Consider the following 21,152-nt stretch of genomic DNA (forward strand, 5'->3'; position numbering starts at 1 on the left):
CGGTGTTCCTATGCTGGAACGAACCCCGGTGCGTGGAGAGGGATGTCGATGCGGACATTGCTCGTGCTGCTGCTCGTGTTCGGTTCCCCGGCCCCGATCCCCGCGACCGCGGCGACGACCGCCGTCGCGGTGTGCGTCACCTCGTGCGACACCCTCGACCCGTCGCGGGCCGCGCGGGAGAGCTTTCCGTTGCCCGACAAGGTGCTCAACGGGCGCGTGCTGCGGCTGCACGCGTCCGACCCGGACGGCATGGCCTGGGCGAGCATCGACAACGGCGTCCCCGGCGACGCCGTCTGGCTCGACCGCTCCTGGGACGGCGGCGCCACCTGGGAAGGCTTGCTGGGCAAGGCGAGCGTCCCCGGTTCGTGGACCGGCACCCGTACCCTGATTTACAACCTGACCGACCCGGCGCACCACCGCCGTGGCCTGGTCCGCGCCTGCGGCGACGCGCAAGGCGTCGGCTGCACCGCCTGGATCCACCCGGACGTCTGCGACAGCGCGTGCGACCGGAGCGCCCCGGGCGCCGGGGACAGCCAGCCGGTCGCGCCGGCGACGCTCTTCGGCCGCACGATCCGGCTCCACTTCGACGGCCGCGGGATGGCGTGGGCCGGGATCGAAGCGGGCGGCGCCGGGGACGAGATCTGGCTCGACCGCTCGTGGGACGCCGGCGCGAGCTGGCCGGACGGCTCGTCGCTGGGCCGCACGAGCACCCCCGCGGGCGCGGCCGGCACGCACACGACAGGGTTCGCCACGCGCGATCCCCGCGGCCGGCTCTACGGCGGCGCGGTCCGGGCGTGCGGCCGCGAAGCCACGCACGCGCAGGGCAGCTGCACGGCCTGGGCCCGCCCGGCGACGACCCGCGCGGCCGGCGCGCTCGACGCCCTGATGTGGTCCTCCGAGCCGTACACCGCCTGGTGGCCGTCGAGCTGGTGGAACTCCGCGGTCGCGGTCACGGCGGTCGCGGACGCCGGCGGGTTCGACAGCGCGCTGGCGCGCACCTTCGACGTCAACCGGGTCGCTTTCCCCGCCGGGGCAAGGAGTTCCGACCCGATCGACGGGCACTTCGTCAGCCGGGCGATCGACGACAGCGCGTGGTGGGGCCTGGCCTGGCTCGCCGTCTACGACCGGACGCACGACGCGCGCTACCTGACCGAGGCGACGACGATCGCGAACTACGTCCAGGGGTTCTGGGACACCGGCACCTGCGGCGGCGGGGTGTGGTGGGACCGCGAGCGGACGTACAAGAACGCCGTCACCGCCGGCCTTCACCTGCGGCTGACCGCGTCCCTGCACCTGCGGATCGCCGGTGACACGCTGTGGGGGCAGCGGGCGCGCACCGCGGGTGACTGGTACCTCGGCAGCGGCCTCGTCAACGCGTCCGGGCTGGTGAACGACGGCTTGACGTCCTCCTGCGCCAACAACGGCCAGACGGTCTGGACGTACAACCAGGGGCTCGGGATCGGCGGGCTGCTGGAACTCTGGCGCGGCACCGGCGTCCAGTCCTATTTGGACGCGGCGAAGCGGCTCGCCGACGCGGCGATGACGCGGCTGACGTCCGGTGGCGTGCTCGCCGAGTCCTGCGAGACGGGGTCCTGCGACGACAACCAGAAGCAGTTCAAGGGCATCTTCATGCGGTACTTCGGCGACCTCGCGACCGCGACGGGCTCGGCGGCCTACCGCGCGTTCGCGCGGAAGCAGGCGGACGCGCTGTGGGCGGGCGACCGGGACCCGCTGAACCGGATCGGGCTGCGCTGGACCGGGGCCACGCCGAACGCGGCCGACTGGCGCACGCAGGCGTCCGGGCTGGAAGCGCTGCTGGCGGCCGGGTAGGCGGGCACGCCAGAATGGGCGCGTGCGGATCCTCCTGCTCGCGGCCGTGGCCGTGCTCGCCACCGGGTGCTCGCCCGGGATCGCCGGGCACGCCGTGCCCAAGGGGTTCGTCGTCAAGGACGGGTCGGTGCTGCGGTTCCGGCCGGTGCTGACCGAGGCGCCACCCGGTCCGGCGGCGGGCGCGGCGGCCGAACGGCAGAGCACCGATCCGGCCGCGCAGCAGGCCGCCTTGCTGGGCTTCGACTGCGCGCAGGGCAAGCCGGATCCCCTGGACGGCCGCGACGACCCGGCGTTGCCGCTGGTCAGCTGCGACCGCGCGCAGGGCACGAAGTACGTCCTCGGTCCGGGCTTCCTCAGCGGCGCGGACGTGAGCCGGGTGGACGCCGTCGCCGATCCGGCGACCGGGAGTCCGGTCATCACCCTCAGCTTCACGGCCAAGGGCGCGAAGACCTGGGCCGAGTGGACCGGGCAGAACGTCGGCAAGCAGGTCGCGATGGTGCTGAAGAGCCGCGTGCTGACCGCGCCGTCCGTCCAGTCGGCCATCACCGGCGGGGAAACGCAGATCAGCGGCAGGTTCACCCTGCCGGAGGCCCGGCAGCTGGCGAAGGACATCGCCGGGGGCTGAGCCCTCAGCAGTCCGGGACGGCCTCGGTGCAGGCCTGCGTCTCGGACTTGTTCGTCGCCTGGTGCAGCAGTTCGTAGAGCTGTTCGCGCTGGTCGTCGCTCAGCGCGCTGAACACCTCGTCCTCGACCGCGGCGAGCGCGAATTCGGCCCGGACCAGCAGCTTCACGCCGACGTCGGTGAGCTCGACGACGTGCCGGCGCCGGTCGACGGGGGAGCGGCGGCGCTCGATCAGGTTCTCGGCTTCGAGGTCGTTCAGCAGCCCGACGACGTTCGTGCTGTCCATTTCCAGGATCTTCGCCAGGTCCTGCTGCGAACTGCCGCCCAGGTCGCGCAGGACGGTCAGGGCGATCAGGTGGCGCGGGCGCAGGCCGAGGGGCTTGAGGACCGAATCGCTGCGGGTCTGCAGCCGCCGCGTCAGCTGGCCGAGCAGCGCCCCACAGCGGTGGGGCGGCTGGTTCACGACCGGCAGCGACGTCATGCGCCCAGTATATGGGCGGCTCAACGGTCGGTGTGCTATTAATGGTTTGTCTTACACCAACGATCTATGGACGGCTAACGACATGGCGCACCTCCTCCACATCGACTCGAGCATCCAGGGCGAGCGCTCGGTGAGCCGCCGGCTCAGCGCGCGGGCCGCGGCGGCGTGGCGCGCCGCGCACCCGGACGGCACGGTCACCTACCGCGACCTGGGCGCGCACCCGCTGCCCCACATCGACTCGGCGAGCGGTCTGGCCGGCATGGTGCCGCCGGACCAGCACACGCCGGAGCAGGCGGCCGCGTGGGCGCGCACCGCCGAGCTGGTCGCCGAGATCAAGGCGGCCGACACGGTCCTGCTGGGCCTGCCGCTGTACAACTTCGGCGCACCGAGCAGCGTCAAGACCTGGGTCGACCACCTGATCGCCCCCGGCCTCTCGGTCGACCACGAAACCCGGACGGGCCTGCTGGGCGGCCGCGAGTTCATCGTGCTGGCCTCCCGGGGCGGCGGGTACGGCGAAGGCACGCCCCGCGAGGGCTGGGACCACGCCGAGCAGTGGCTCCCGCACGGCGTCTCGCTGACCGGGCTGGAGCCGCGCTTCATCACGGCGGAGCTGACGCTGGCCCATGTCAACCCGGCGATGGCGGAGCTCATCCCGCTGGCCGACGCGAGCCTGGCGACGGCCGAGCGGACCATCGACGAGCTCTGGGTCCCCGCCCACGTCTGACCGCCCCCGACCACCCCAATGTGGCGTTCGGTGCATCTGATGCACCCAACGCCACATTGGGGCGCATGGGCCTCACCCCTGGACCCGACGGCGGCGGCGCCGGGCGCGGGCGGTACCGTGCCGCCGCGGGCGGGTTGGCAGTTGCGGCACCCCGCGGAGGCCGCACCTGGGTGAGGAAGGTCAGGTTTGAGCGCGCACACCTCCCAGATGGACGACATCAGGCTCGTCGCGCAGCCCAGTGCGCTGCCGGTCACCGAGCTGTTCGTCCGCCTGATTCTCACGGACTGGTCCCTGCGGCCCATGCTGGAGCAGACCACCGCGGCCGCCAGACGGCTGGTCGAAGCCGTGATCGAGGCCGGCAACCCCAAGGCGCCGTCCTTCGTGACGCTGCGGCTGCGGCTGACCGCCGAGGTGCTGGTGGTCGAGGTCGACGACGACGTCCCCGGCCTGCCGGAACCGAAGGCCGGACCCGGCGAGCGTGTGGGCGTCGAACACGGCGTGGGCGGCGCGCGCACGACCTGGTGCGAGCTGGCGCTGCCCGGCGGGATGAGCGCGCGCCAGGTGCGCCTGCCGCGCCGCCAGGACCGCCGGACCCTGGTCGACGAGCCGGTTTCCGGCGACCCGGTCGCCGCCGACCCGCAGGTGCTCGAGCGCCTGCTGACCCGGCTGAGCGGCTGGTCCGCCGACGGCTGACGTGCGCACCCGGCCCGTCCTCGTCGTCCTCTACGACGGCGTCCGCCTGCTCGACGTCTCGGGCCCGCTGGAGGTCTTCGCCGAGGCCAACGAGCACGGCGGCCGCTACGGACTGCGGACGGCGTCGCCCGGCGGCACCGACGTCCGCACCAACACCGGGACGCGGCTGGGTGCCGACCTCGACCTCGCGGCGGCGGATCCGCGCGACGCGACCGTGCTGGTGCCCGGCGGTCCCGAATGGGCCCGCACGATCGCCGACGCCGATCTGATCGCCCAGATCCGCCGGCTCGCCGACGGCGCGGCCCGGACAGCGTCGGTCTGCGCGGGCGCGTTCGCGCTGGCCGCGGCCGGTGTCCTCGACGGCAGGCGCGCCACCACGCACTGGGACCTCACCGACCAGCTCGCCCGCCGCTTCCCCCACGTCCACGTCGACGGCGACGCGATCTTCGTCAAGGACGGCCCGGTCATCACCTCGGCCGGCGTCACCTCCGGCATCGACCTCGCGCTGGCGCTGGTCGAGGAAGACCTCGGCGCGGAGGTGGCCCGGCTGGTGGCCAAGCACCTGGTCGTCTTCCTGCAGCGCCCGGGCGGTCAGTCGCAGTTCAGCGTGCGCCTGGAAACCGGCCGCCCGCGCACGGAGCTGCTCCGCGGTGTCCTGGACGCCGTCGCGGCCGATCCCGCGGGCCCGCACACCCTCGGCGACCTGGCGGCCCGCGCCGGCGTCAGCACCCGGCACCTGACCCGCCTGTTCCGTGACGAGCTCGGCCGCACCCCGGCGCGGTTCGTCGAGCAGGTCCGGCTGGAGGCCGCCCAGCAGCAGCTGGAGCGCACGACCGATCCGCTGGACGTCGTGGCGCGCCGCGCCGGCTTCGGCACCGCGGAGACGTTGCGACGCGCTTTCGTGCGCAACCTCGGGGTGCCGCCGAGCGACTACCGCGCCCGCTTCCGGACCACCGGCATCGCCTGAACGCTTCCGGCCGCGGATCCGTGCACCAGGCAGGGGAAGTGCGTGGACCGGAGGAGGAAGCCGCCGTGCGGATCGTGATCGCGGAGGACGACGCCCTGCTGCGGGAGGGGCTCGTGCTGCTCCTGCGCAGCGAGGGTTTCGACGTCGTCGAGGCCGTCGACCACCCGGGCGACCTGGTGGCGTCGGTCGTCGCGGCGGCGCCGGACCTGGCCGTCGTCGACGTCCGCCTGCCGCCGACGTTCACCGACGAAGGGCTCCGCGCCGCCCTCGAAGCGCGGCGCCGGGTGCCGGGCCTGGCGATCCTCGCGCTGTCGGCGTTCGTCGAAGACGGCTACGCGGGCGACCTCCTGGCCGCGGGCGGGGGCGGCGCCGGTTACCTGCTCAAGGAGCGCGTCGGCAAGCCCGACGAGTTCCTCGACGCCCTCCGGCGGGTCGCGGCCGGAGGCACGGTGCTGGACCGCGACGTCGTGGCGGTCCAGCTGGCCCGGCGGCGGCCCGGCGACCCGGTGGCCGCGCTGACCGACCGCGAGTGCGAGGTCGTCGCGCTGCTGGCTGAAGGGCATTCGGTGCCGACGATCGGGCGCCTGCTCGGCATCGGCACCGCGGCCGCCCGGCAGCACGCCGGGGACGTCAGCGCGAAGCTGCGCGTCCCCGACCACGGCATGCTCAGCTATTTACGAGCGTGAGCAGCTCCGCCTGCTTCTCCCGGTACCGGGCCACGTTGGCCAGCTTGACGTCTTCGTAGCCGCGCACCAGGTCGGGCAGCTCGGCCAGCGCGAGCACCCGCGCCCGGTCGGCGGCACCGGCGTCGAACGCCCGCAGGATCGTGCCGCGGTAGTCCTCGACCAGCTCGCGCTCGACCCGCCGCACCTCGGCGCGGCCGAACGGGTCGAGCCGGGTGCCGCGCAGCTTGCGCAGCGCGTGCAGCAGCCGGAACGCCGGGCGGAACCACGGGCCGAGGCTGATCTTGCGCTTCATGCCGAGCGCGCGCAGCACCGGCGGGTGCAGCCGGTAGGCGTACTTCGTGCCGTCCCCGAACTGCTCCGCCAGGCCACCGGTGAACGCCGGGTCCAGCGACAGCCGCGCGACCTCGTACTCGTCCTTGTACGCCATGAGCTTGTAGAGGTGCTTCGCGACGGCCTCGGTGATCTCCGTCGGCCCGTCCTCCAGGACCCGCACCCGCTCGACGAACTCGGCGTACGCGCGGGCGTAGCGCTTGTCCTGGTAGGCGACCAGGTCCGGGATCCGGACGTCGAGCAGCCGCGCCAATTCGGAGCCGGGCTCGGCGTGCACCAGCTTGCGCGCGGACGGCTGCGTGACCTTGCGCTCCGGCTTCGGAGCCGTCGTGAGGGCTTCGGGTCCGGCTACGAGCTGACGGCCGCGGCGGAACGCCTGCAGGTTCGCGGCCACCGCGGTGCCGTTCAGCTCGATCGCGCGCTCGATCACCGCGGCCGGCAGCGGGATCGCGCCGGTCTGGTACGCGGCGCCGAGCTGGAGGACGTTGGCGAACTGGTCGTCGTCGAAGAGCTCCTCGGCGAGGCCGCGGGCGTCGAGGGAAACCGTGCGCGCGGCCGCGGCCTCCAGCGGGGCGAGGACGCTGCCGGGCGCCGGGAAGGACACGGTCGTGTCGACGACCATCCGGCCGGTCGGGACCTCCGTCGTCGAAACGACCGCGGTGGTCCGCGCGGCGTCGGCCACGGCCAGGTTCGTCGCGTCCGCGCCGACGAGCGCGTCGCACGCCAGGTAGAGGTCGCACTCGCCGGCGGCGAGCTTCGGGGCCTGCTCGACCGGTTCCGCCGTCACCTTGAGGTCGGAGACGACGGCGCCGCCCTTCTGCGCCAGGCCGGTCTGGTCGAGCGTGCGGACGTGGCGCCCGTCGAGCACCGCCGCCGTCGCGAGGATCTGCGTCACGGTGACCACGCCGGTGCCGCCGATGCCGGTGATCCGCACGGTGAAGTCCGTGCCGGCCATCGCGGGCGCGGGGATCGCGTCCGCGGCCAGCTCGGTCAGCTTGCGCCGCTGCTTCTTCCCGGTCGGCACCACGGTGACGAACGACGGGCAGTCGCCGGCGAGGCAGGAGTAGTCGACGTTGCACGACGACTGGTGGATCGTGGTCTTGCGGCCGAACTCGGTCGCCACCGGCTGCACGGACAGGCAGTTCGACTTCGTCCCGCAGTCACCGCAGCCTTCGCAGACGCGCTCGTTGATCACCACGCGGGTCGTCGGGATCGGCTGCTTGCCGCGGCGGCGCTTCCGGCGCTTCTCGGCCGCGCACTCCTGCTCGTGGATCAGCACCGTGACGCCCTTGACGGCGGCGAGTTCCTCTTGCGCGGTCAGGAGTTCGGTGCGGTCGAGCACCTCGACGTCGGCGGGGAGCTTGCGGCGCCGCAGCTTCGCGGGCGCGTCGCTGGTGATCACGACCCGCTTCGCGCCCTCGACGAGGAGCAGTTCGGCGACCTTCTCGACCGGCAGCCCGCCGACCGCGTCCTGGCCGCCGGTCATCGCCACGGCGGAGTTGTAGAGCAGCTTGTAGGTGATGTTGACGCCGGCCGCGACCGCCGCGCGCACCGCGAGGCTGCCGGAGTGGGTGAAGGTGCCGTCGCCGATGTTCTGCACGAAGTGGTCGGCCTCGACGAACGGCGCCATGCCGATCCACTGCGTGCCCTCGCCGCCCATCTGCGTCACGCCGAGGACGGTGCCGACCTGGTCGGGCTCCATGAACAGGGCCATCGTGTGGCAGCCGATGCCGCCGCCGACGAGCGTGCCCTCCGGGACCTTCGTCGACGAGTTGTGCGGGCAGCCCGAGCAGAAGTACGGCGTGCGCGCGAGCAGCGGCACCGAGATGCGCTCGCGGCGACGGCGGCCGCGGTAGGCGTCGACCGGCGGGATGCCCTCGGGCAGCCGCCGGGCCAGCCCGGCCGCGATGCCGTCCGGGTCCAGCTCGCCGAGCTCGGTGAACAGCGTGCGGCCGTCGCGGTCCTTCTTGCCGGTGACCGCGGGGGTGCCGGGAACGCCGTAGAGGACCTCCTTGAGCGCCGTCTCGATGAACGAGCGCTTCTCCTCGAGGACGACGATCTCCTCGAGCCCGTCGGCGAATTCGCGGACGATCGAGGGCTCCAGCGGGTGGATCGCGCCGAGCTTGAGCACGCGGATGCCGTACTTCGCCAGTGCGCCCGCGTCGAGGCCGAGCGCGCGCAGCGCCTGCTGGAGGTCCAGGTAGGACTTGCCGGCGGAGACGATGCCGATCCGGTCGGCGGGCCCGCGCGCGGTGATGCGGTTGATCCCGCTCGCGCGCAGGTACTCGGTGACCAGCGGCAACCGGACGGTGAACAGGCTGCGCTCCAGCTCGGCGAGGCTGGTGCCGAGCAGCCGCGAGGTCGGGGTGTGCCGGTACGCCCGTTCGATTTCCGGCGCGGTCCACTGTGGACTCACGGTGGCGGTGCCCGACGCGTCGGCGACGTTCGCGACGACCTTCAGCGACGTCCACACGCCGGCCGCGCGGGACAGCTCGACCGCGTGCATGCCGAGGTCGAGGACGTCCTGCGAGTCGACCGGGTAGAGGATCGGGATCGCCAGGTCGGCGAGGGCGAGCTCGGACGCGCACGGGACGGTCGAGGACTTCGCGTTCGGGTCGTCGCCGACGAGCGCGACCGCACCGCCGCGCGGGTCGGTCCCGGCGAGGTTGGCGTGGCGCAGCGCGTCGGAGGCCCGGTCGAGGCCGGGGGCCTTGCCGTACCAGAACCCGGTGACGCCGCGCTGCCCGCCGGCGCCCGCGACGAGCTGGCTGCCCATCACCGAGGTCGCGGCCAGCTCCTCGTTGAGGCCGGGCCGGTGCACGACGTCGTGCTTCTCCAGCAGCGTCGAGCGGCGGCCGAGTTCGAGGTCGTACCCGGCCAGCGGCGAGCCCTCGTAGCCCGAGACGAAGACGGCGGGGTCGCCACCCCGGGCGCGGTCGTGGCGGACGCGGTCGAACAGCAGCCGGACCAGGGCCTGCACCCCGGTCAGGTGCACGATTCCCGCTTCCCGCAGATAGCGGTCCTCGAGCGTGAACGTCGCCACGGCGGCTCCTCTCGATGTGCTTCCGGGCACAGTGCGACGCCGGCCACAGCGACGCAACAGGTGTTGGCGTTCCGGGACTCTATACGCAAACTTCGGAGGCCCCGCGCTCCGGCTGGCTCGGAATTTTGCGCGGAGTTAGGCTCCTGCGCATGCCCGAAGAGCTGCTCGACGCGACCGACCACGAGATCCTCGGCCTGCTGCGCGAGGACGCCCGCCGCACGCTGTCCGACATCGCCGGCCGCGTCACGCTCTCGACGGCCGCGGTCAAGCGCCGCATCGATCGGCTGCGCGAGACCGGCGTGATCACGGGCTTCACGGTCCAGGTCGACCACGCGAAGCTGGGCTGGGGCATCGAGGCGTTCACGGAGCTGCGCTTCGTCGGCAACACGAAGGTCGCGGAGATCCTGCGCACGACGACCCGCATGCCGGAGGCCCAGGCGGTGTTCACGATCGCGGGCGACCCGGACGCGCTGGTGTGGCTGCGGGTGCGCGACATGGCGCACCTGCAGAAGACGATCGACGAGATCCGGCGGCACCACCAGGTGACCGGGACGAAGACGTTGATCGCGCTGGAGTCGTGGTCCCGGGGCACCTGAGGTGCTGGTGACGCTGGCCCGGCGGCCGGACCTGGCCGAGGCCGTCTACGCCATCCCGTACCCGCCCGGTTCGCCGGCGTTCATGGCGGGCAGCCTGGCGAGCCTGCTGGTCCGCGGCCGCCGGGTGGCCCGCCGCTGGCCGCACCTGGTCGTGGCGTTGCTCGACGGTGAGCGGCCGATCGCGCGCGGGATCATGGTGCCGTTCCGCGGCCGCGGGGCGCTGCCCGCCCGCGGCTGGGACGAAGTGGCGGTGTGGGCCGCGGAGGACGCGCTCGACGACGTCGTACCGGACACCGCGTGCGCGCTGGAGATCGCGGTGCACCCGGACCACCAGGGCCGCGGCCACTCGGGCACGGTGCTGGCCGCGATGCGCGAAGCCGCGGCGGCGGCCGGGCTGGAATCGCTGGTGATCCCGGTCCGGCCGCCGGACAAGGCAGCGGTGCCCTCGAAGCCGATGCGCGAGTACGCCGCCGAGACCCGCGCGGACGGGTTGCCCGCCGACCGCTGGCTGCGCACCCACGTCCGCGCGGGCGGCCGCATCGAGGCGATCGCCCCCTGTTCGGCGACGGTCCAGGCCCCGCTGGCGGACTGGCGCCGCTGGACCGGCCTGCCGTTCGACCGTGACGGCGTGGTGACGGTCCCGGGCGCACTCGCTCCGGTGTTCGTCTCGGCGGCCGAGGACTTCGCGGTCTACGTCGAGCCGAACGTCTGGGTCTCGCACCGGCCGGCCGCGCGAAGCTAGCCGCGCAGCAGGACGCCGGACGTGCGCTCCCGCTCGAAGAAGAACTCCGGCCACTCCAGTCCGTCCGGCGGTGCCTGGATCGCGGCCGCCCGGCGCCGGAGTTCGTCGAGGTAGTTCGTGTCCAGGATCGCGCGGGCCGACAACGGTTCGCGCAGCAGCGTGTCCGCCGGACCTTCGTACAGGTACGCGTCCACGCCCGGGAAACCCCGGGTGCCCGGCGGGTAGTCGCGGTTCACCGGGAACGTCCTCGTGTCGAGCCCGCCCAGCCAGGAGTCCTTCAGCGGCACCAAAGCGGGCCACGATCCCAGCCGCCGCTCGAGCCGCGCGTTGTCCACGGTGAACCCGCGGTGGTCGGCGACGACGTACGCCGCACCCGGGTGCGCGCGCTCCAGGCGGGCGACCGCGCCGCTGCCGCCGTCGTGCGTCAAGTGCCCCAGGCCGAACAGCATCAGGACCTTCCGGTGCTTCTGCAGCACCTGCGTCTCCACCACCGAGGCGATCGTCGTGTCGCGGTCCAGGAACGGCTCCAGGTCCGCCGGGGCCTGGACGCGGCTCCAGTCGATCGGCGGGTCGCACGCCAGCACCCGGATCTTCTTCGCGGCGGGCAAAGTCGTGTTGACCTGCCGGACCAAGGCGAACAACTGCTCGTAGAACGTCGAGAACCCGCAGCTCGGCTGGGTCGTGTCACGCCAGACCCGGCTCACGTCGGGGACGTCGCCGCCGGCGATGTAGTCGTCCAGCAGCGGCTGCAGCCGCGAATTCCCGCACTCCACGGCGATGTCGTTCACGCGGCCGGGGAAGCGCGGGTCGCGCACGAGGTCGGCCAGGAACGTCCCGACGTCCGGGCTGGACTTCGCGACGATCGAGTGGTCGTCGAACGCGGCCAGGAAGGCGCCCGCGGCGTCGGCGGGCGGGTGGGACTGCCCCGCGTCCGCCGGCGCGGCGAACAGGGTGACGGCCGCCAGAACGGCCAGGAAGAGTCGCATCGAAGCTCCATGACTAGATCCCCCACTGTCCTACGACTGTAGGACAACTCGGTCAGCATTCAGTCCGGCCCCGACGGTTGTCAAGACCGGGTCAGTGCCGGAACGCCTCCGCGAGCCACCACGAACCGCCGTCGTCGGCGATCTTCGCGTCGATCACCAGCGGCGCGGTCCGCGGGCCGGCCAGCCAGTCGCGCACCGCGAACAGGTCCTCGGCCGACCGGACCGTCACGCCCGCGCAGCCGAAACCGCGGCCGATGGCGGCGAGGTCGGAGTCGGGGAAGCGGACCGTCGTCGTGTCGACGTCGCCGAAGTGGTGGATCTCCGCGCCGTACGCGGCATCGTTGTAGACGACGACCACCAGCGGCAGCTCCAGCCGCACCGCGGTGTCCAGTTCGGACAGTGCCATGTGGAACCCGCCGTCGCCGGTGCCCAGCACGGGCAGGCGGTCCGGGCGGGCCAGCGCCGCGCCGATCGCCGTGCCCAGGCCCAGCCCGATGCTCTGGAACGCCTGCGTGAAGCAGAAACCCTGCTCGTCGGGCACGGAGAGGTACGCGCTCGGGTAGCCCATGAAGTTGCCCGAGTCGATCGACACGATCCGCTCGGCCGGCAGCAGGTCGTCGAGGAGCTTGCTCAGCGTCCGCGGGTCGATGCGCCCGCCGCGGGACAGGTCATCGTGCTCGACGTCGTTCCAGCGCCCGGCCGCGATCCGCGCGGCGACGTCCTCGGTGCGGTACCCCTGGCGCTCCTCCGCCACGGCCAGCACCTCTGCCGCGGTGCCGGCGACGTCGCCGACGACGCCGAGGTCGACCGGCCGGTGCGCGCCGAGGGCCGCCTGCTCGACGTCGACCTGCACGAGCTTCGCGTGCGGGCTGAGCAGCTTGCCGTGCCGGGTCGTCCACGTGTTCAGCGCGCAGCCCCAGCCGACGACGAGGTCGGCGCCGAGGATCAGTTCGGCGGTCGTCGGCGACGCGAACCCACCGGAAATGCCCATCGCGAACGGGTCGCCGTGGAAGAGCCCGTGCGCCACGGCGGACGTCGCCAGCAGCGCGCCGCACCGCGAAGCCAGTTCCCGCAAGGGTTCCCGGCTGCCGCGGGCACCGCGGCCGGCGATGAACACCGGCCGCTCGGCCGCCGCGAGGAGGTCCGCGAACCCGGTCACCGAGGCGGTGTCCGGCCGGACCACAGCGGGCCCTGGGATGGCCGGCAGCGCGGGGGACGCGGGCGCGGGTTCGGCCTGGACGTCGAGCGGGAGGTTCAGCACGACCGTCCGCCGCTGCTGCCGCGCGGTCCGGAAGGCCCGCACGGTGTCGGCGACCGCGCTCGCGGCCGAGTGCACGCGCTCCGGCACCGCGCCGACCGCCGCGGCCAGGCCGTCCTGGTCGACGCGGAAGTTCGACAGCACCGACGCCCCCGCGGAGTCGGCGGTCAGCACGAGCATCGGCGTCCGGCTCTTGGCGGCTTCGGTGATCCCGGTGACGGCGTTGGTCAGCCCGCAGCCCTGGTGCAGCGACAGCACCGACACCTTCCCGCTCATCCGGGCGTAGGCGTCGGCCATGCTGGCCGCGCCGCCCTCGTGGCGGGCGGCGACGAACCGGACCCCGCCCGCGCGCAGCGCGTTCGTCACCTCGAAGTTGCCGCTGCCCACCACGCCGAACGCCGTGCCGGCGCCGAGGTTCGCGAGGGTGCGGCCGACGAGCTCGGCGACGTTCACCGCTCCACCAGCGCGAGCACGCGGGCCGGGCTGCCGGAGCCGCCGACGATCGGCAGCGGCGAGACCACCAGCAGCGTCCCGGTCGGCGGCAGCGAGGCCAGGTTCCGCAGCTGCGTCAGGCCGTGCTTGCCCGCGCCCAGCAGGAGCTCGTGGCACGGGAACATCGGCTCGAGGGCGGGCGCCTGCCCCGCGTCGGTCCCGACGGTCTCGACGCCGAGCCCGGTGATGGGCGTTTCCCCGGCGAGCCACCGCGCGCACTCGGGCGAGACGCCGGGGGAGTGCGACCCGGTTTCGTCGGCGTTGAGGAAGCCGGCCTGGTCCTCGCTGCGCGCGTCCCAGCCGGTGCGGTAGAGCAGCCAGCCGCCGTCGGGCAGCGGCCCGTGCTCGGCCGTCCACGCGCGGACGTCGTCGACCGACAGCAGGAAGTCCGGGTCCTGCGCCGCCCGCGCGGAGAAGTCGAGGACGACGGCGGGCGCGACGAGCGTCTTCAGCGGCACCTGCGAGACGTCGTGACCGTCCTTTCCGGACACCCAGTGGACGGGTGCGTCGAGGTGGGTGCCGGTGTGCTCGCCGGTGTGGATGTCGTTCCAGTACCAGCGCGGGCCGCGCTCGTCGTAGCGGCTGATCTCCTCCAGCCGGAACGGGATGGTGTTGGCGAACGGTTCCGGCAGCTGCAGGATCGGCGTGCTCGAGCTCAGGGGCGCGGTGAGGTCGACGATCTCGATCGCCCCCGACGTGATCGCCTCGCCCAGTCCGTCCAACAACGACATGCCTGCCTCCCGGTGCCGGTGTGCGTCTCGGTCGGAACCCTATGCCCGCGGGCGCCCGCTTGACAGCGCCGTGCTTCCCGGTGTTGTCTTACTGACCTAGGACAGTAGGAGGCCCGGTGATCGAGTTCGTCCTGGACGGCCGTTCCCGGGTCGCCACGTACATGCAGCTCGTCGTGCAGGTGAAGCAGGCGCTGCGGGTCGGCCTGCTGCGCCCCGGCGACCAGCTGCCGAAGGTCCGGGACGTCGCGCAGGACCTGGCGATCAACCCGAACACCGTGCTCAAGGCCTACCGCGAGCTGGTCCTCGAGGGTCTGGCCGAGGGCAGGCCGGGGGTCGGCACGTTCGTCACCGGCGATCTGGCCGGCCCGTCGCTGGGCGCACAGGCGCAGCTGCGGGACGAGCTCGTCGGGTGGCTGGAGCGCGCCGAAGCGGCGGGGATGACGCCGGACGACATCGCGGCGCTGATCGAGACGACGATGCGCGGCACAGCGGCACCGCACGGGTGAGTGGGGGCCGAACGTGGAGCTGGCGATCGAAACCCGCGGGCTGGGCAAGCGGTACGGGCGCACGTGGGCGTTGCGCGACTGCGCGCTCGCCGTCCCCGCCGGGCGGATCGTCGCGCTGGCCGGCCCGAACGGCGCCGGCAAGACCACCCTCCTGCACCTGGCCGCCGGGCTGCTGCGGCCGGACTCGGGCGACGTGCGCGTGTTCGGCCACCCACCCGCCGCCGCGCTCCCCGAGATCGGCTTCGTCGCCCAGGACACGCCGCTCTACCGGGACTTCACCGCGGCCGAGCTGATCACCATGGGCGGCAAGCTGAACCCCCGCCGCTGGGACGCCGCGCCGGCCCGCGAGCGGCTCGCCGCGCTCGGCGTCCCGCTCGACCGCCCGGCCGGCAAGCTCTCGGGCGGCCAGCGCGCGCAGGTCGCCCTCGCGCTCGCACTGGCCAAGCGGCCGCGGCTGCTCCTGCTCGACGAGCCCATCGCGAGCCTGGACCCGCTGGCCCGCCGCGAGTTCCTGCGGACGCTGATGGGTGCGGTGGCCGAGGACGGGACCACCGTGCTGCTGTCGTCGCACCTGCTGATCGACCTCGAACGCACCTGCGACCACCTGGTCGTGCTCCAGGACGCCCGCGTCCGGCTGACCGGGCCGGTCGACGAGCTGCTCGACGCGCACCGCACGGTCGTCGGCCCGCGGGCGGGCAGTGACGAGATCGCGGGCGTCGCCCAGGTCATCCGCGCGCACCACTCCGAACGCCAGGCGACGCTGCTGGTGCGCCGCGCCGGTCCGATCGATCCACTGTGGACAGAACACGAGGTCGGCCTGGAAGACCTGGTGCTCGGCCACCTCGCCGCGGAGGTGCCCGCGTGCTCTGGCTGACCTGGCGCCGCCACCGCAAGCCCGCGCTGTTCGCGCTCGTCGCGTCCGGCCTGCTCGCCGCGGTCATGGTGCCGACCGGACTGGCGATGCGCGCGAAGTTCGACGCCTTCGGCCTCGGCTCGTGCCGAGCCGCGCTCGGGACGACGTCGATGATCACGCAGACCGAGGCCGTGGCGCGGTGCGAGAGCCTCGGCCACGAATTCCAGCGGGAGTTCGGGAACCTGCAGTTCGTCGCCGTCCTGTTCGTGGTCCTGCCGGCCCTGGTCGGCGTGTTCTTCGGCGCGCCGCTGGTGGCCCGCGAGATCGAGCAGGGCACCCACCGTCTGGTGTGGACACAGGGCGTGAGCCGGCTGCACTGGGCGCTCACGACGTTCGGCGTGACCGGCGCCATCACGGCCGTGCTGGCGACCGGCTACGCGCTGGGCGTGTCGTGGTGGTTCGAGCCACTGGTCGCCGCGAGCACCGGCCGCCTCGCATTCCTGGCGTTCGACGTCCAGGGGATCGTGCCGGTCGCGTACACGCTGTTCGCGCTCGCACTGGGGATCTTCGCGGGCACGTACCGGCCGCGCGTGGTCCCGTCGATGGCGCTCGCGCTGGCCGGGTACGCCGTGGTCCGCGTCGCGGTGGAGGTCCTCGCCCGCCCGCGCTACCTGCCGGCCGAACTGCTGACGTTCCCGCCGACGGGCACGCAGACCCCGAACCCGGCGTCGGGCGACTGGATCCTGGCCCAGGACGTCCACGACGTCACGGGCCGCCTGGTGCTGCCGGAAGCCCAGATCGGGCCGTGCCCGCCCGGGCAGTGCGCCGCGGGCGACGTGACCAACTGGCTGGAATACCAGCCGGGGGACCGGTTCTGGACGTTCCAGGGCATCGAGACCGCGATCTTCGCGGTGCTGACGGCGGCGCTGGTTTTCTTCGCGATCCGCCGGATCCGCACCATCGCCTGACGCACCGGCACCGACGAACGGCGGATTCACCACGTTGTACCTGACCGGTAGAACGCCGCACCGCTCATGCCCACGGCCTTCCTCGAGCTCCCGCCCGGCGCCGTCACCGCGGGCTGGCTCGCCGGGCAGCTGCGGCTACAGCTCGACTGCCTCTGCGGGCACTACGGATGTCCACAGCGGACAGTGCACGGGTGGTGCAGTTCGCCGACAACGGCACCGCCGACCACGTCTGGCACCTGATCGCGAACGGCGACGGCTGGTACCGGAACCGCAACCACCACTCGGGCAAGGTGCTCGGTGTCGATCGGATGTCCACAGCGGACAGTTCGGTCGTCGTCCCGTTCACCGACAACGGCACGGCGGACCACCTATAGCAGCCCGGTCGACAACGGCGACGGCTGGTGGCGGCTGAAGAACCGCAACTCCGGCAAGGTGCTCGGCGTGGCCGGCATGTCGACCGCGGACAGCGCGCAGTTGGTGCAGTTCGCCGACTCTGGGACGGCCGACCACCTGTGGCGGCTGATGCCCGACGGGCAGGTGCGGATCGAGAACCGCAACTCCGGCAGGGTGCTCGGCGTCGACCGAATGTCCACCGTGGACAGTACGCAGGCGGTGCAGTTCGCCGAAAACGGCACCGCCGACCACCTGTGGACGTTCGAAGCCACGGCAACGGCTCACCCGATCACGAGTGGTGCCTGCGCGACGATGGCAGCGGCTGGTTCCGGATCGGCAACCGCAATTCCGGGGTCGACGTGATGTCCACAACGGACAGTGCACGGGTGGTGCAGTTCGGCGACACCGGGACCGCCGGCCACCTCTGGCGGCTGCGCTAGCGCTTGACGCCGACGATCCCAGCCACGCACTTCGCCGAGCCGGACAGCGGGGTGAGGCGGGGTCCGTCCGGCCACCACTCGTCGCACACGGCCAGGCCCGGCGCCGAAGTGGCGTTGGGCTGGACGAACTCGAGCCCCGGCAGCATGCCTTCGATCTCGGCGCGGGTGCGGAACCGGCCGGCGCCGAGCGGGCCCTGGACCAGGATCTGCTCGATGCGCTTGGCGATCTCGGTCAGCTCTGGCACCTCGGGGTCGAAGAAGTGCGAAAGGACCACGTACGAGCCCGGGGCGAGCGCGTCGATGTACGCGCGCATGACGTCGACCGCGCCGTCGCCCTCGAAGTGGTGCATCGTGCCGACGTGCAGCAGCGCGACCGGCTCGGCGAAGTCGATGTGCTGCCGCACATCCTCGTTCCCCAGCACCGCTTCGGGCTGGAAGATGTCCGCGTCGACCATGTGCGTGAAGTCGTTCTCGACGAGCAGCGCGCGGCCGTGCGCGAGGACCACCGGGTCGTTGTCGACGTAGACGACCGTGTGGTCCTTGTCGATGCGCTGCACTATCTGGTGCGTGTTCTCCGCCGTCGGCAGGCCGGAGCCGCAGTCGAGGAACTGCCGGATACCGGTCTGCGCGGCCAGCATGCGCAGCGCCCGGTTGTGGAAACCACGGTTGCCGCGGGCGATGTCGACCGCTTCGGGGACCGCCGCGCGGATCTTCTCCATCACGACGCGGTCGACTTCGTAGTAGTTGTTGCCGCCGAGGAATCCGTCGTAGATCCGCGCGATGCTCGGCCGGTCGGGGTGGACTCCCACCGGCTTCTGGCTCGGGGACAGCGTCTCGGACATGGCGACCTCGCAGGACTTCGGCGGGTGGCGGTGCGCAACCCAGCGTAGTAGGTCGCGTCCGGGCGGTGAAGGCGAGGTCAGCCGCTCGGGCGCAGCCGCTGGTCCGGGATGTCGTCGCGGGCCCGCGCGGCGCGTTCGCGGCGCAGCCGGGCGAGGTGCTGCTCGATCCGGCGGTCCAGGTCGCGCGCGGCCTCGGACAGTTCTGTCAGGTCGCGGCGTGACCACGGGTAGCCGACGGCCCCTGTGTCCACTTCGTCCCCTGCCCTGTCCACTCCGGCACCTCCCGCGTCGGTTCGTTCCGTCCGCTCACCGGCGTTACTGCCCCGATGGGGCCTTGCCAAAACACGGGCCGTCGTGACGCCGGGCACCTCGTGCCGCCGTCGGAGTGGACCGGGCGCCGATTCCCTGGTGTCAATTCTGACCAGGTGGTAGAAATCTGGGCAGCGCCCACCGTGACTTCAGGAGCTGGGGATGAGCGACCTTTCCGTGCAGCTGTACTCGGTCCGCGACGCCTTCGCGGCCGACCCCGCCGACACCCTGCGGCGGCTCGCCGCGATCGGCTTCACGCAGGTGGAGCCCTACGGTGTCGTCGAGAACGCCGAGGCCCTGCGGGCCGGGCTGCCCGCGAACGGCCTGAGCGCGCCGACCGCGCACGCCCGCCTGCTCGGCGCCGACCAGGCGGCCGTCTTCGCCGCGGCCGCCGAGCTGGGCATCGGCCTGGTGATCGACCCGCTGGTCAAGCCCGAGAAGTGGCAGGACCCGGCGGACATCGCGGCGACGGCGGAGGCGCTCAACGCCGCCGCCAAGCTCGCGGCCGAGCACGGCGTGCGCGTCGGCTACCACAACCACTGGTGGGAGCTGGAGTCCCGGATCGGCGGCCGCAGCGCGTTCGCGGTCTTCGCCGACCAGCTCGACCCGGCCGTGGCGCTGGAGGTCGACACCTACTGGGCCACCGCCGGCGGCGAGGACGCCCCCGCCCTGCTGCGGCGCCTCGGCGACCGGGTCCGCGCGATCCACGTCAAGGACGGCGGCCTGGCCACCGACGCCACCGGTCAGCTCCCCGCCGGGCAGGGCCGGGTGCCGATCGCCGGCGTCCTGGCCGCCGCGCCGGACGCGCTGCGCGTGATCGAGTTCGACGCCTTCGACGGCGACCTGTTCGAAGCCATCGCCGCCAGCCACGCCTTCCTGACCGGCGCCGGCCGGTGACCGGCGGCCCGGTCGGCGTCGGGTTCGTCGGCGCCGGCGTCATCAGCGGCACCTACCTCGAGAACCTCACGAGCTTCCCGGACGTCCGCGTGCTCCGGATCGCCGACCTCGACACGGAGCGGGCGGCGGCCCGCGCGGCCGAGTACGGCGTCCCGCGCTCGGGCACGGTGGCCGAGCTGCTCGACGACCCGGACGTCGAGCTCGTGGTCAACCTGACCGTCCCGGTCGCGCACGTCGACGTCGGGCTGGCCGCGCTGGAAGCGGGCAAGCACGTCTGGGCGGAGAAGCCGCTCGCCCTGGACCGGCAGACCGGCCGCAAGCTCCTCGATCGGGCACGGGAGAAGAACCTGCGCGTCGCCAGCGCGCCCGACACCGTCCTCGGCGCCGGGCTGCAGACCGCGCGCCAGGCCCTCGACGCGGGCCGGATCGGGCGGCCGCTGACCGCGCTGGCGCTGTTCCAGGTGCCCGGGCCGGAGAGCTGGCACCCGGCGCCGGAGTTCCTCTTCCAGGCCGGCGGCGGGCCGCTGCTGGACATGGGCCCGTACTACCTGACGACGCTGGTGCAGCTGCTCGGGCCGATCCGGCGGGTCACCGGCGCCGGCGGGCGGGCGCGCGACACCCGCGTCATCGGGTCCGGGCCGCGCGCCGGGACGGAGTTCCCGGTGACCGTGCCGACCACGGTGACCGCGCTCGTCGAGTTCGCCGCGGGCGGCTCCGCGCAGCTCGTCCTGAGCTTCGACTCGGGCCTCAAGCGCACCGGGTTCGTCGAGCTGACCGGCACGCTCGGCACCGCCGTGCTCCCGGACCCCAACCGGTTCGACGGCTCGACCGTGCTGCACCTGACCGGCCACGCCGAACCCGAGGAACTGGCGCCGGCCGGGCACGCGGCCTCCCGCGGGACGGGCGCGCTGGAGCTGGCGCGGGCGATCCGGGCCGGGGTGCCCGAACGCGCGTCCGGCGACCTGGCCTACCACGTGCTCGACGCGATGCTGGCGATCGAGGAGTCGTTGACGCGCGGGCAGACCGTCGAAGTCGCGAGCACCGTCGAGGTCCCGCCGGCGCTGCCGCCGGGCTGGGACCCGTACGCGAAGACCCTCTAGACCGGGACGGTGAGCAGGTTCTGCAGGTAGAAGCGCAGCGAGCCGACCAGGTCCACGTCGCCGGGCACGGTCAGCCACTGCACCTGGAGCCCGTCCATCAGCGCGATGAACGTCAGCGCCGCCACTGCGGGTTCGACGCCGGCCCGCAGCTGGCCGCGGGCCGCCAGCACCTCGAACGACTCGTGCACGCCCGCGCGGGCGGCCCGGTAGTGGCGCCGGAAGTAGTCGTGCGCGGGGTGGTCCGGCGCGACCGCTTCGGCGGCCAGCCGAGAGTAGAGGTCGACGATCCCGGGGTGGCGGACGTTGTGCTCGGCGAGGGCGACGAAGTGGCGCAGGACCTCCAGCCCGGCCGGCACCCCCAGCTGCTCGCGCTCGGAGTCGTCGGCGTCGCGGCGTTCGAGCACGGCGGCGAGCAGCGCTTCCTTGGTGGGGAAGTGGTAGAGGAGGCCGGCGTGCGAAATGCCGACGCGCTTGGCGATCTCGCGCAGCGACGAACCGTGGTAACCGAGCTCGCCGTACGCCACGGCCGCCGCCGTGATGATGTCCTCGCGGCGGATCCGGCCCTTCAGGTAGCCCCCGGTCACGGGGTCGCGGTGGTCTCGGCGGCGTGCACGGCACCATCATGCCGCAGCGGCGGTTCGCACAAACAGCGTGAGCGTCCGA

At 73.2% G+C, this 21,152-nt stretch carries 23 protein-coding genes; 15 read left to right on the plus strand and 8 right to left on the minus strand.

Annotated features, from left to right (window positions below; genetic code table 11):
* Positions 1-48 precede the first annotated feature (48 nt).
* Both MUY14_RS06675 and MUY14_RS06680 read left to right on the plus strand, forming a co-directional pair.
* Positions 49-1,830: a glycoside hydrolase family 76 protein gene (locus MUY14_RS06675; protein ID WP_247021877.1), complete on the plus strand. Its 1,782-nt coding sequence runs from the start codon at positions 49-51 to the stop codon at positions 1,828-1,830.
* A 22-nt stretch (positions 1,831-1,852) separates the two neighbouring features.
* Positions 1,853-2,455: a SecDF P1 head subdomain-containing protein gene (locus MUY14_RS06680; protein WP_247021878.1), complete on the plus strand. Its 603-nt coding sequence runs from the start codon at positions 1,853-1,855 to the stop codon at positions 2,453-2,455.
* Between the two features lie 4 nt (positions 2,456-2,459).
* Here the strand turns inward: MUY14_RS06680 and MUY14_RS06685 are convergent, their stop codons facing one another.
* Entirely contained in the window at positions 2,460-2,933 is a 474-nt protein-coding gene (locus MUY14_RS06685; RefSeq protein ID WP_247021879.1) for a MarR family winged helix-turn-helix transcriptional regulator, read from the minus strand.
* 82 nt (positions 2,934-3,015) lie between these two features.
* On the opposite strand from MUY14_RS06685, the gene MUY14_RS06690 reads away from it, so the two are divergent.
* The 4 genes from MUY14_RS06690 to MUY14_RS06705 all read left to right on the plus strand — a co-directional run bounded on the left by MUY14_RS06690 (position 3,016) and on the right by MUY14_RS06705 (position 6,003).
* Positions 3,016-3,657 carry an FMN-dependent NADH-azoreductase gene (locus MUY14_RS06690; protein WP_247021880.1) on the plus strand — a complete coding sequence of 214 codons (642 nt, stop codon included), beginning with the start codon at positions 3,016-3,018 and terminating at the stop codon, positions 3,655-3,657.
* A gap of 186 nt (positions 3,658-3,843) precedes the next feature.
* Entirely contained in the window at positions 3,844-4,350 is a 507-nt protein-coding gene (locus MUY14_RS06695) for an ATP-binding protein (protein WP_247021881.1), read from the plus strand.
* A gap of 1 nt (position 4,351) precedes the next feature.
* A complete protein-coding gene (locus MUY14_RS06700; RefSeq protein WP_247021882.1) occupies positions 4,352-5,317 on the plus strand; it encodes a GlxA family transcriptional regulator in 966 nt (321 codons plus the stop codon).
* Between the two features lie 65 nt (positions 5,318-5,382).
* Positions 5,383-6,003, plus strand: a complete 621-nt coding sequence (locus tag MUY14_RS06705; protein WP_247025074.1) for a response regulator — start codon at positions 5,383-5,385, stop codon at positions 6,001-6,003.
* Here the strand turns inward: MUY14_RS06705 and MUY14_RS06710 are convergent.
* The gene (locus tag MUY14_RS06710; RefSeq protein ID WP_247021883.1) at positions 5,984-9,376 is read right to left on the minus strand and encodes an indolepyruvate ferredoxin oxidoreductase family protein; all 3,393 of its coding nucleotides are present in this window, start codon (positions 9,374-9,376) and stop codon (positions 5,984-5,986) included. The two genes, MUY14_RS06705 and MUY14_RS06710, sit on opposite strands and share 20 nt — an antisense overlap.
* Before the next feature lie 149 nt (positions 9,377-9,525).
* Here MUY14_RS06710 and MUY14_RS06715 point away from each other — a divergent pair, with 149 nt between their 5' ends.
* The gene (locus MUY14_RS06715) at positions 9,526-9,972 is read left to right on the plus strand and encodes an Lrp/AsnC family transcriptional regulator (RefSeq protein ID WP_247021884.1); all 447 of its coding nucleotides are present in this window, start codon (positions 9,526-9,528) and stop codon (positions 9,970-9,972) included.
* A 7-nt stretch (positions 9,973-9,979) separates the two neighbouring features.
* Positions 9,980-10,714: a GNAT family N-acetyltransferase gene (locus MUY14_RS06720; protein ID WP_247021885.1), complete on the plus strand. Its 735-nt coding sequence runs from the start codon at positions 9,980-9,982 to the stop codon at positions 10,712-10,714.
* Here the strand turns inward: MUY14_RS06720 and MUY14_RS06725 are convergent.
* The 3 genes from MUY14_RS06725 to MUY14_RS06735 all read right to left on the minus strand — a co-directional run bounded on the left by MUY14_RS06725 (position 10,711) and on the right by MUY14_RS06735 (position 14,181).
* Positions 10,711-11,700, minus strand: coding sequence for a hypothetical protein (locus MUY14_RS06725; RefSeq protein WP_247021886.1), 990 nt, complete (start codon positions 11,698-11,700; stop codon positions 10,711-10,713). The two genes, MUY14_RS06720 and MUY14_RS06725, sit on opposite strands and share 4 nt — an antisense overlap.
* A gap of 91 nt (positions 11,701-11,791) precedes the next feature.
* Positions 11,792-13,411 carry a thiamine pyrophosphate-binding protein gene (locus MUY14_RS06730; RefSeq protein WP_247021887.1) on the minus strand — a complete coding sequence of 540 codons (1,620 nt, stop codon included), beginning with the start codon at positions 13,409-13,411 and terminating at the stop codon, positions 11,792-11,794.
* Positions 13,408-14,181 (minus strand): cyclase family protein, encoded by a 774-nt coding sequence (locus tag MUY14_RS06735; protein ID WP_247021888.1) that lies wholly within the window; start codon positions 14,179-14,181, stop codon positions 13,408-13,410. Before MUY14_RS06735 ends, MUY14_RS06730 begins: the two co-directional genes overlap by 4 nt.
* A gap of 116 nt (positions 14,182-14,297) precedes the next feature.
* Between MUY14_RS06735 and MUY14_RS06740 the strand changes: the two genes are divergently transcribed.
* From MUY14_RS06740 to MUY14_RS06760, 5 genes are all read left to right on the plus strand, one after another.
* Positions 14,298-14,687 (plus strand): GntR family transcriptional regulator, encoded by a 390-nt coding sequence (locus tag MUY14_RS06740; RefSeq protein WP_247021889.1) that lies wholly within the window; start codon positions 14,298-14,300, stop codon positions 14,685-14,687.
* A 13-nt stretch (positions 14,688-14,700) separates the two neighbouring features.
* On the plus strand, positions 14,701-15,561 hold the full coding sequence (locus tag MUY14_RS06745) for an ABC transporter ATP-binding protein (RefSeq protein ID WP_247021890.1): 861 nt from the start codon (positions 14,701-14,703) through the stop codon (positions 15,559-15,561).
* Positions 15,549-16,508 carry a transporter gene (locus MUY14_RS06750; protein ID WP_247021891.1) on the plus strand — a complete coding sequence of 320 codons (960 nt, stop codon included), beginning with the start codon at positions 15,549-15,551 and terminating at the stop codon, positions 16,506-16,508. The genes MUY14_RS06745 and MUY14_RS06750 overlap by 13 nt, the downstream gene beginning before the upstream one ends.
* Positions 16,509-16,699: 191 nt before the next feature.
* Entirely contained in the window at positions 16,700-16,882 is a 183-nt protein-coding gene (locus MUY14_RS06755; protein WP_247021892.1) for an RICIN domain-containing protein, read from the plus strand.
* A gap of 67 nt (positions 16,883-16,949) precedes the next feature.
* Positions 16,950-17,264, plus strand: a complete 315-nt coding sequence (locus MUY14_RS06760) for an RICIN domain-containing protein (RefSeq protein WP_247021893.1) — start codon at positions 16,950-16,952, stop codon at positions 17,262-17,264.
* Between the two features lie 73 nt (positions 17,265-17,337).
* Here the strand turns inward: MUY14_RS06760 and MUY14_RS06765 are convergent, their stop codons facing one another.
* On the minus strand, positions 17,338-18,183 hold the full coding sequence (locus MUY14_RS06765; protein WP_247021894.1) for an SAM-dependent methyltransferase: 846 nt from the start codon (positions 18,181-18,183) through the stop codon (positions 17,338-17,340).
* A 77-nt stretch (positions 18,184-18,260) separates the two neighbouring features.
* Complete coding sequence (locus tag MUY14_RS06770) at positions 18,261-18,455, minus strand: hypothetical protein (protein WP_247021895.1); 195 nt, start codon at positions 18,453-18,455, stop codon at positions 18,261-18,263.
* A gap of 199 nt (positions 18,456-18,654) precedes the next feature.
* On the opposite strand from MUY14_RS06770, the gene MUY14_RS06775 reads away from it, so the two are divergent.
* Together MUY14_RS06775 and MUY14_RS06780 are read left to right on the plus strand one after the other, a co-directional pair.
* On the plus strand, positions 18,655-19,389 hold the full coding sequence (locus MUY14_RS06775) for a sugar phosphate isomerase/epimerase (protein WP_247021896.1): 735 nt from the start codon (positions 18,655-18,657) through the stop codon (positions 19,387-19,389).
* Positions 19,386-20,489 carry a Gfo/Idh/MocA family protein gene (locus MUY14_RS06780; RefSeq protein ID WP_247021897.1) on the plus strand — a complete coding sequence of 368 codons (1,104 nt, stop codon included), beginning with the start codon at positions 19,386-19,388 and terminating at the stop codon, positions 20,487-20,489. The genes MUY14_RS06775 and MUY14_RS06780 overlap by 4 nt, the downstream gene beginning before the upstream one ends.
* Here the strand turns inward: MUY14_RS06780 and MUY14_RS06785 are convergent.
* Complete coding sequence (locus MUY14_RS06785; RefSeq protein WP_247021898.1) at positions 20,486-21,073, minus strand: TetR/AcrR family transcriptional regulator; 588 nt, start codon at positions 21,071-21,073, stop codon at positions 20,486-20,488. The genes MUY14_RS06780 and MUY14_RS06785 overlap by 4 nt on opposite strands.
* Positions 21,074-21,152 lie beyond the last annotated feature (79 nt).

Origin of the sequence: Amycolatopsis sp. FBCC-B4732, from assembly GCF_023008405.1 — a bacterium.
GTDB classification, from domain to species: domain Bacteria; phylum Actinomycetota; class Actinomycetes; order Mycobacteriales; family Pseudonocardiaceae; genus Amycolatopsis; species Amycolatopsis pretoriensis_A.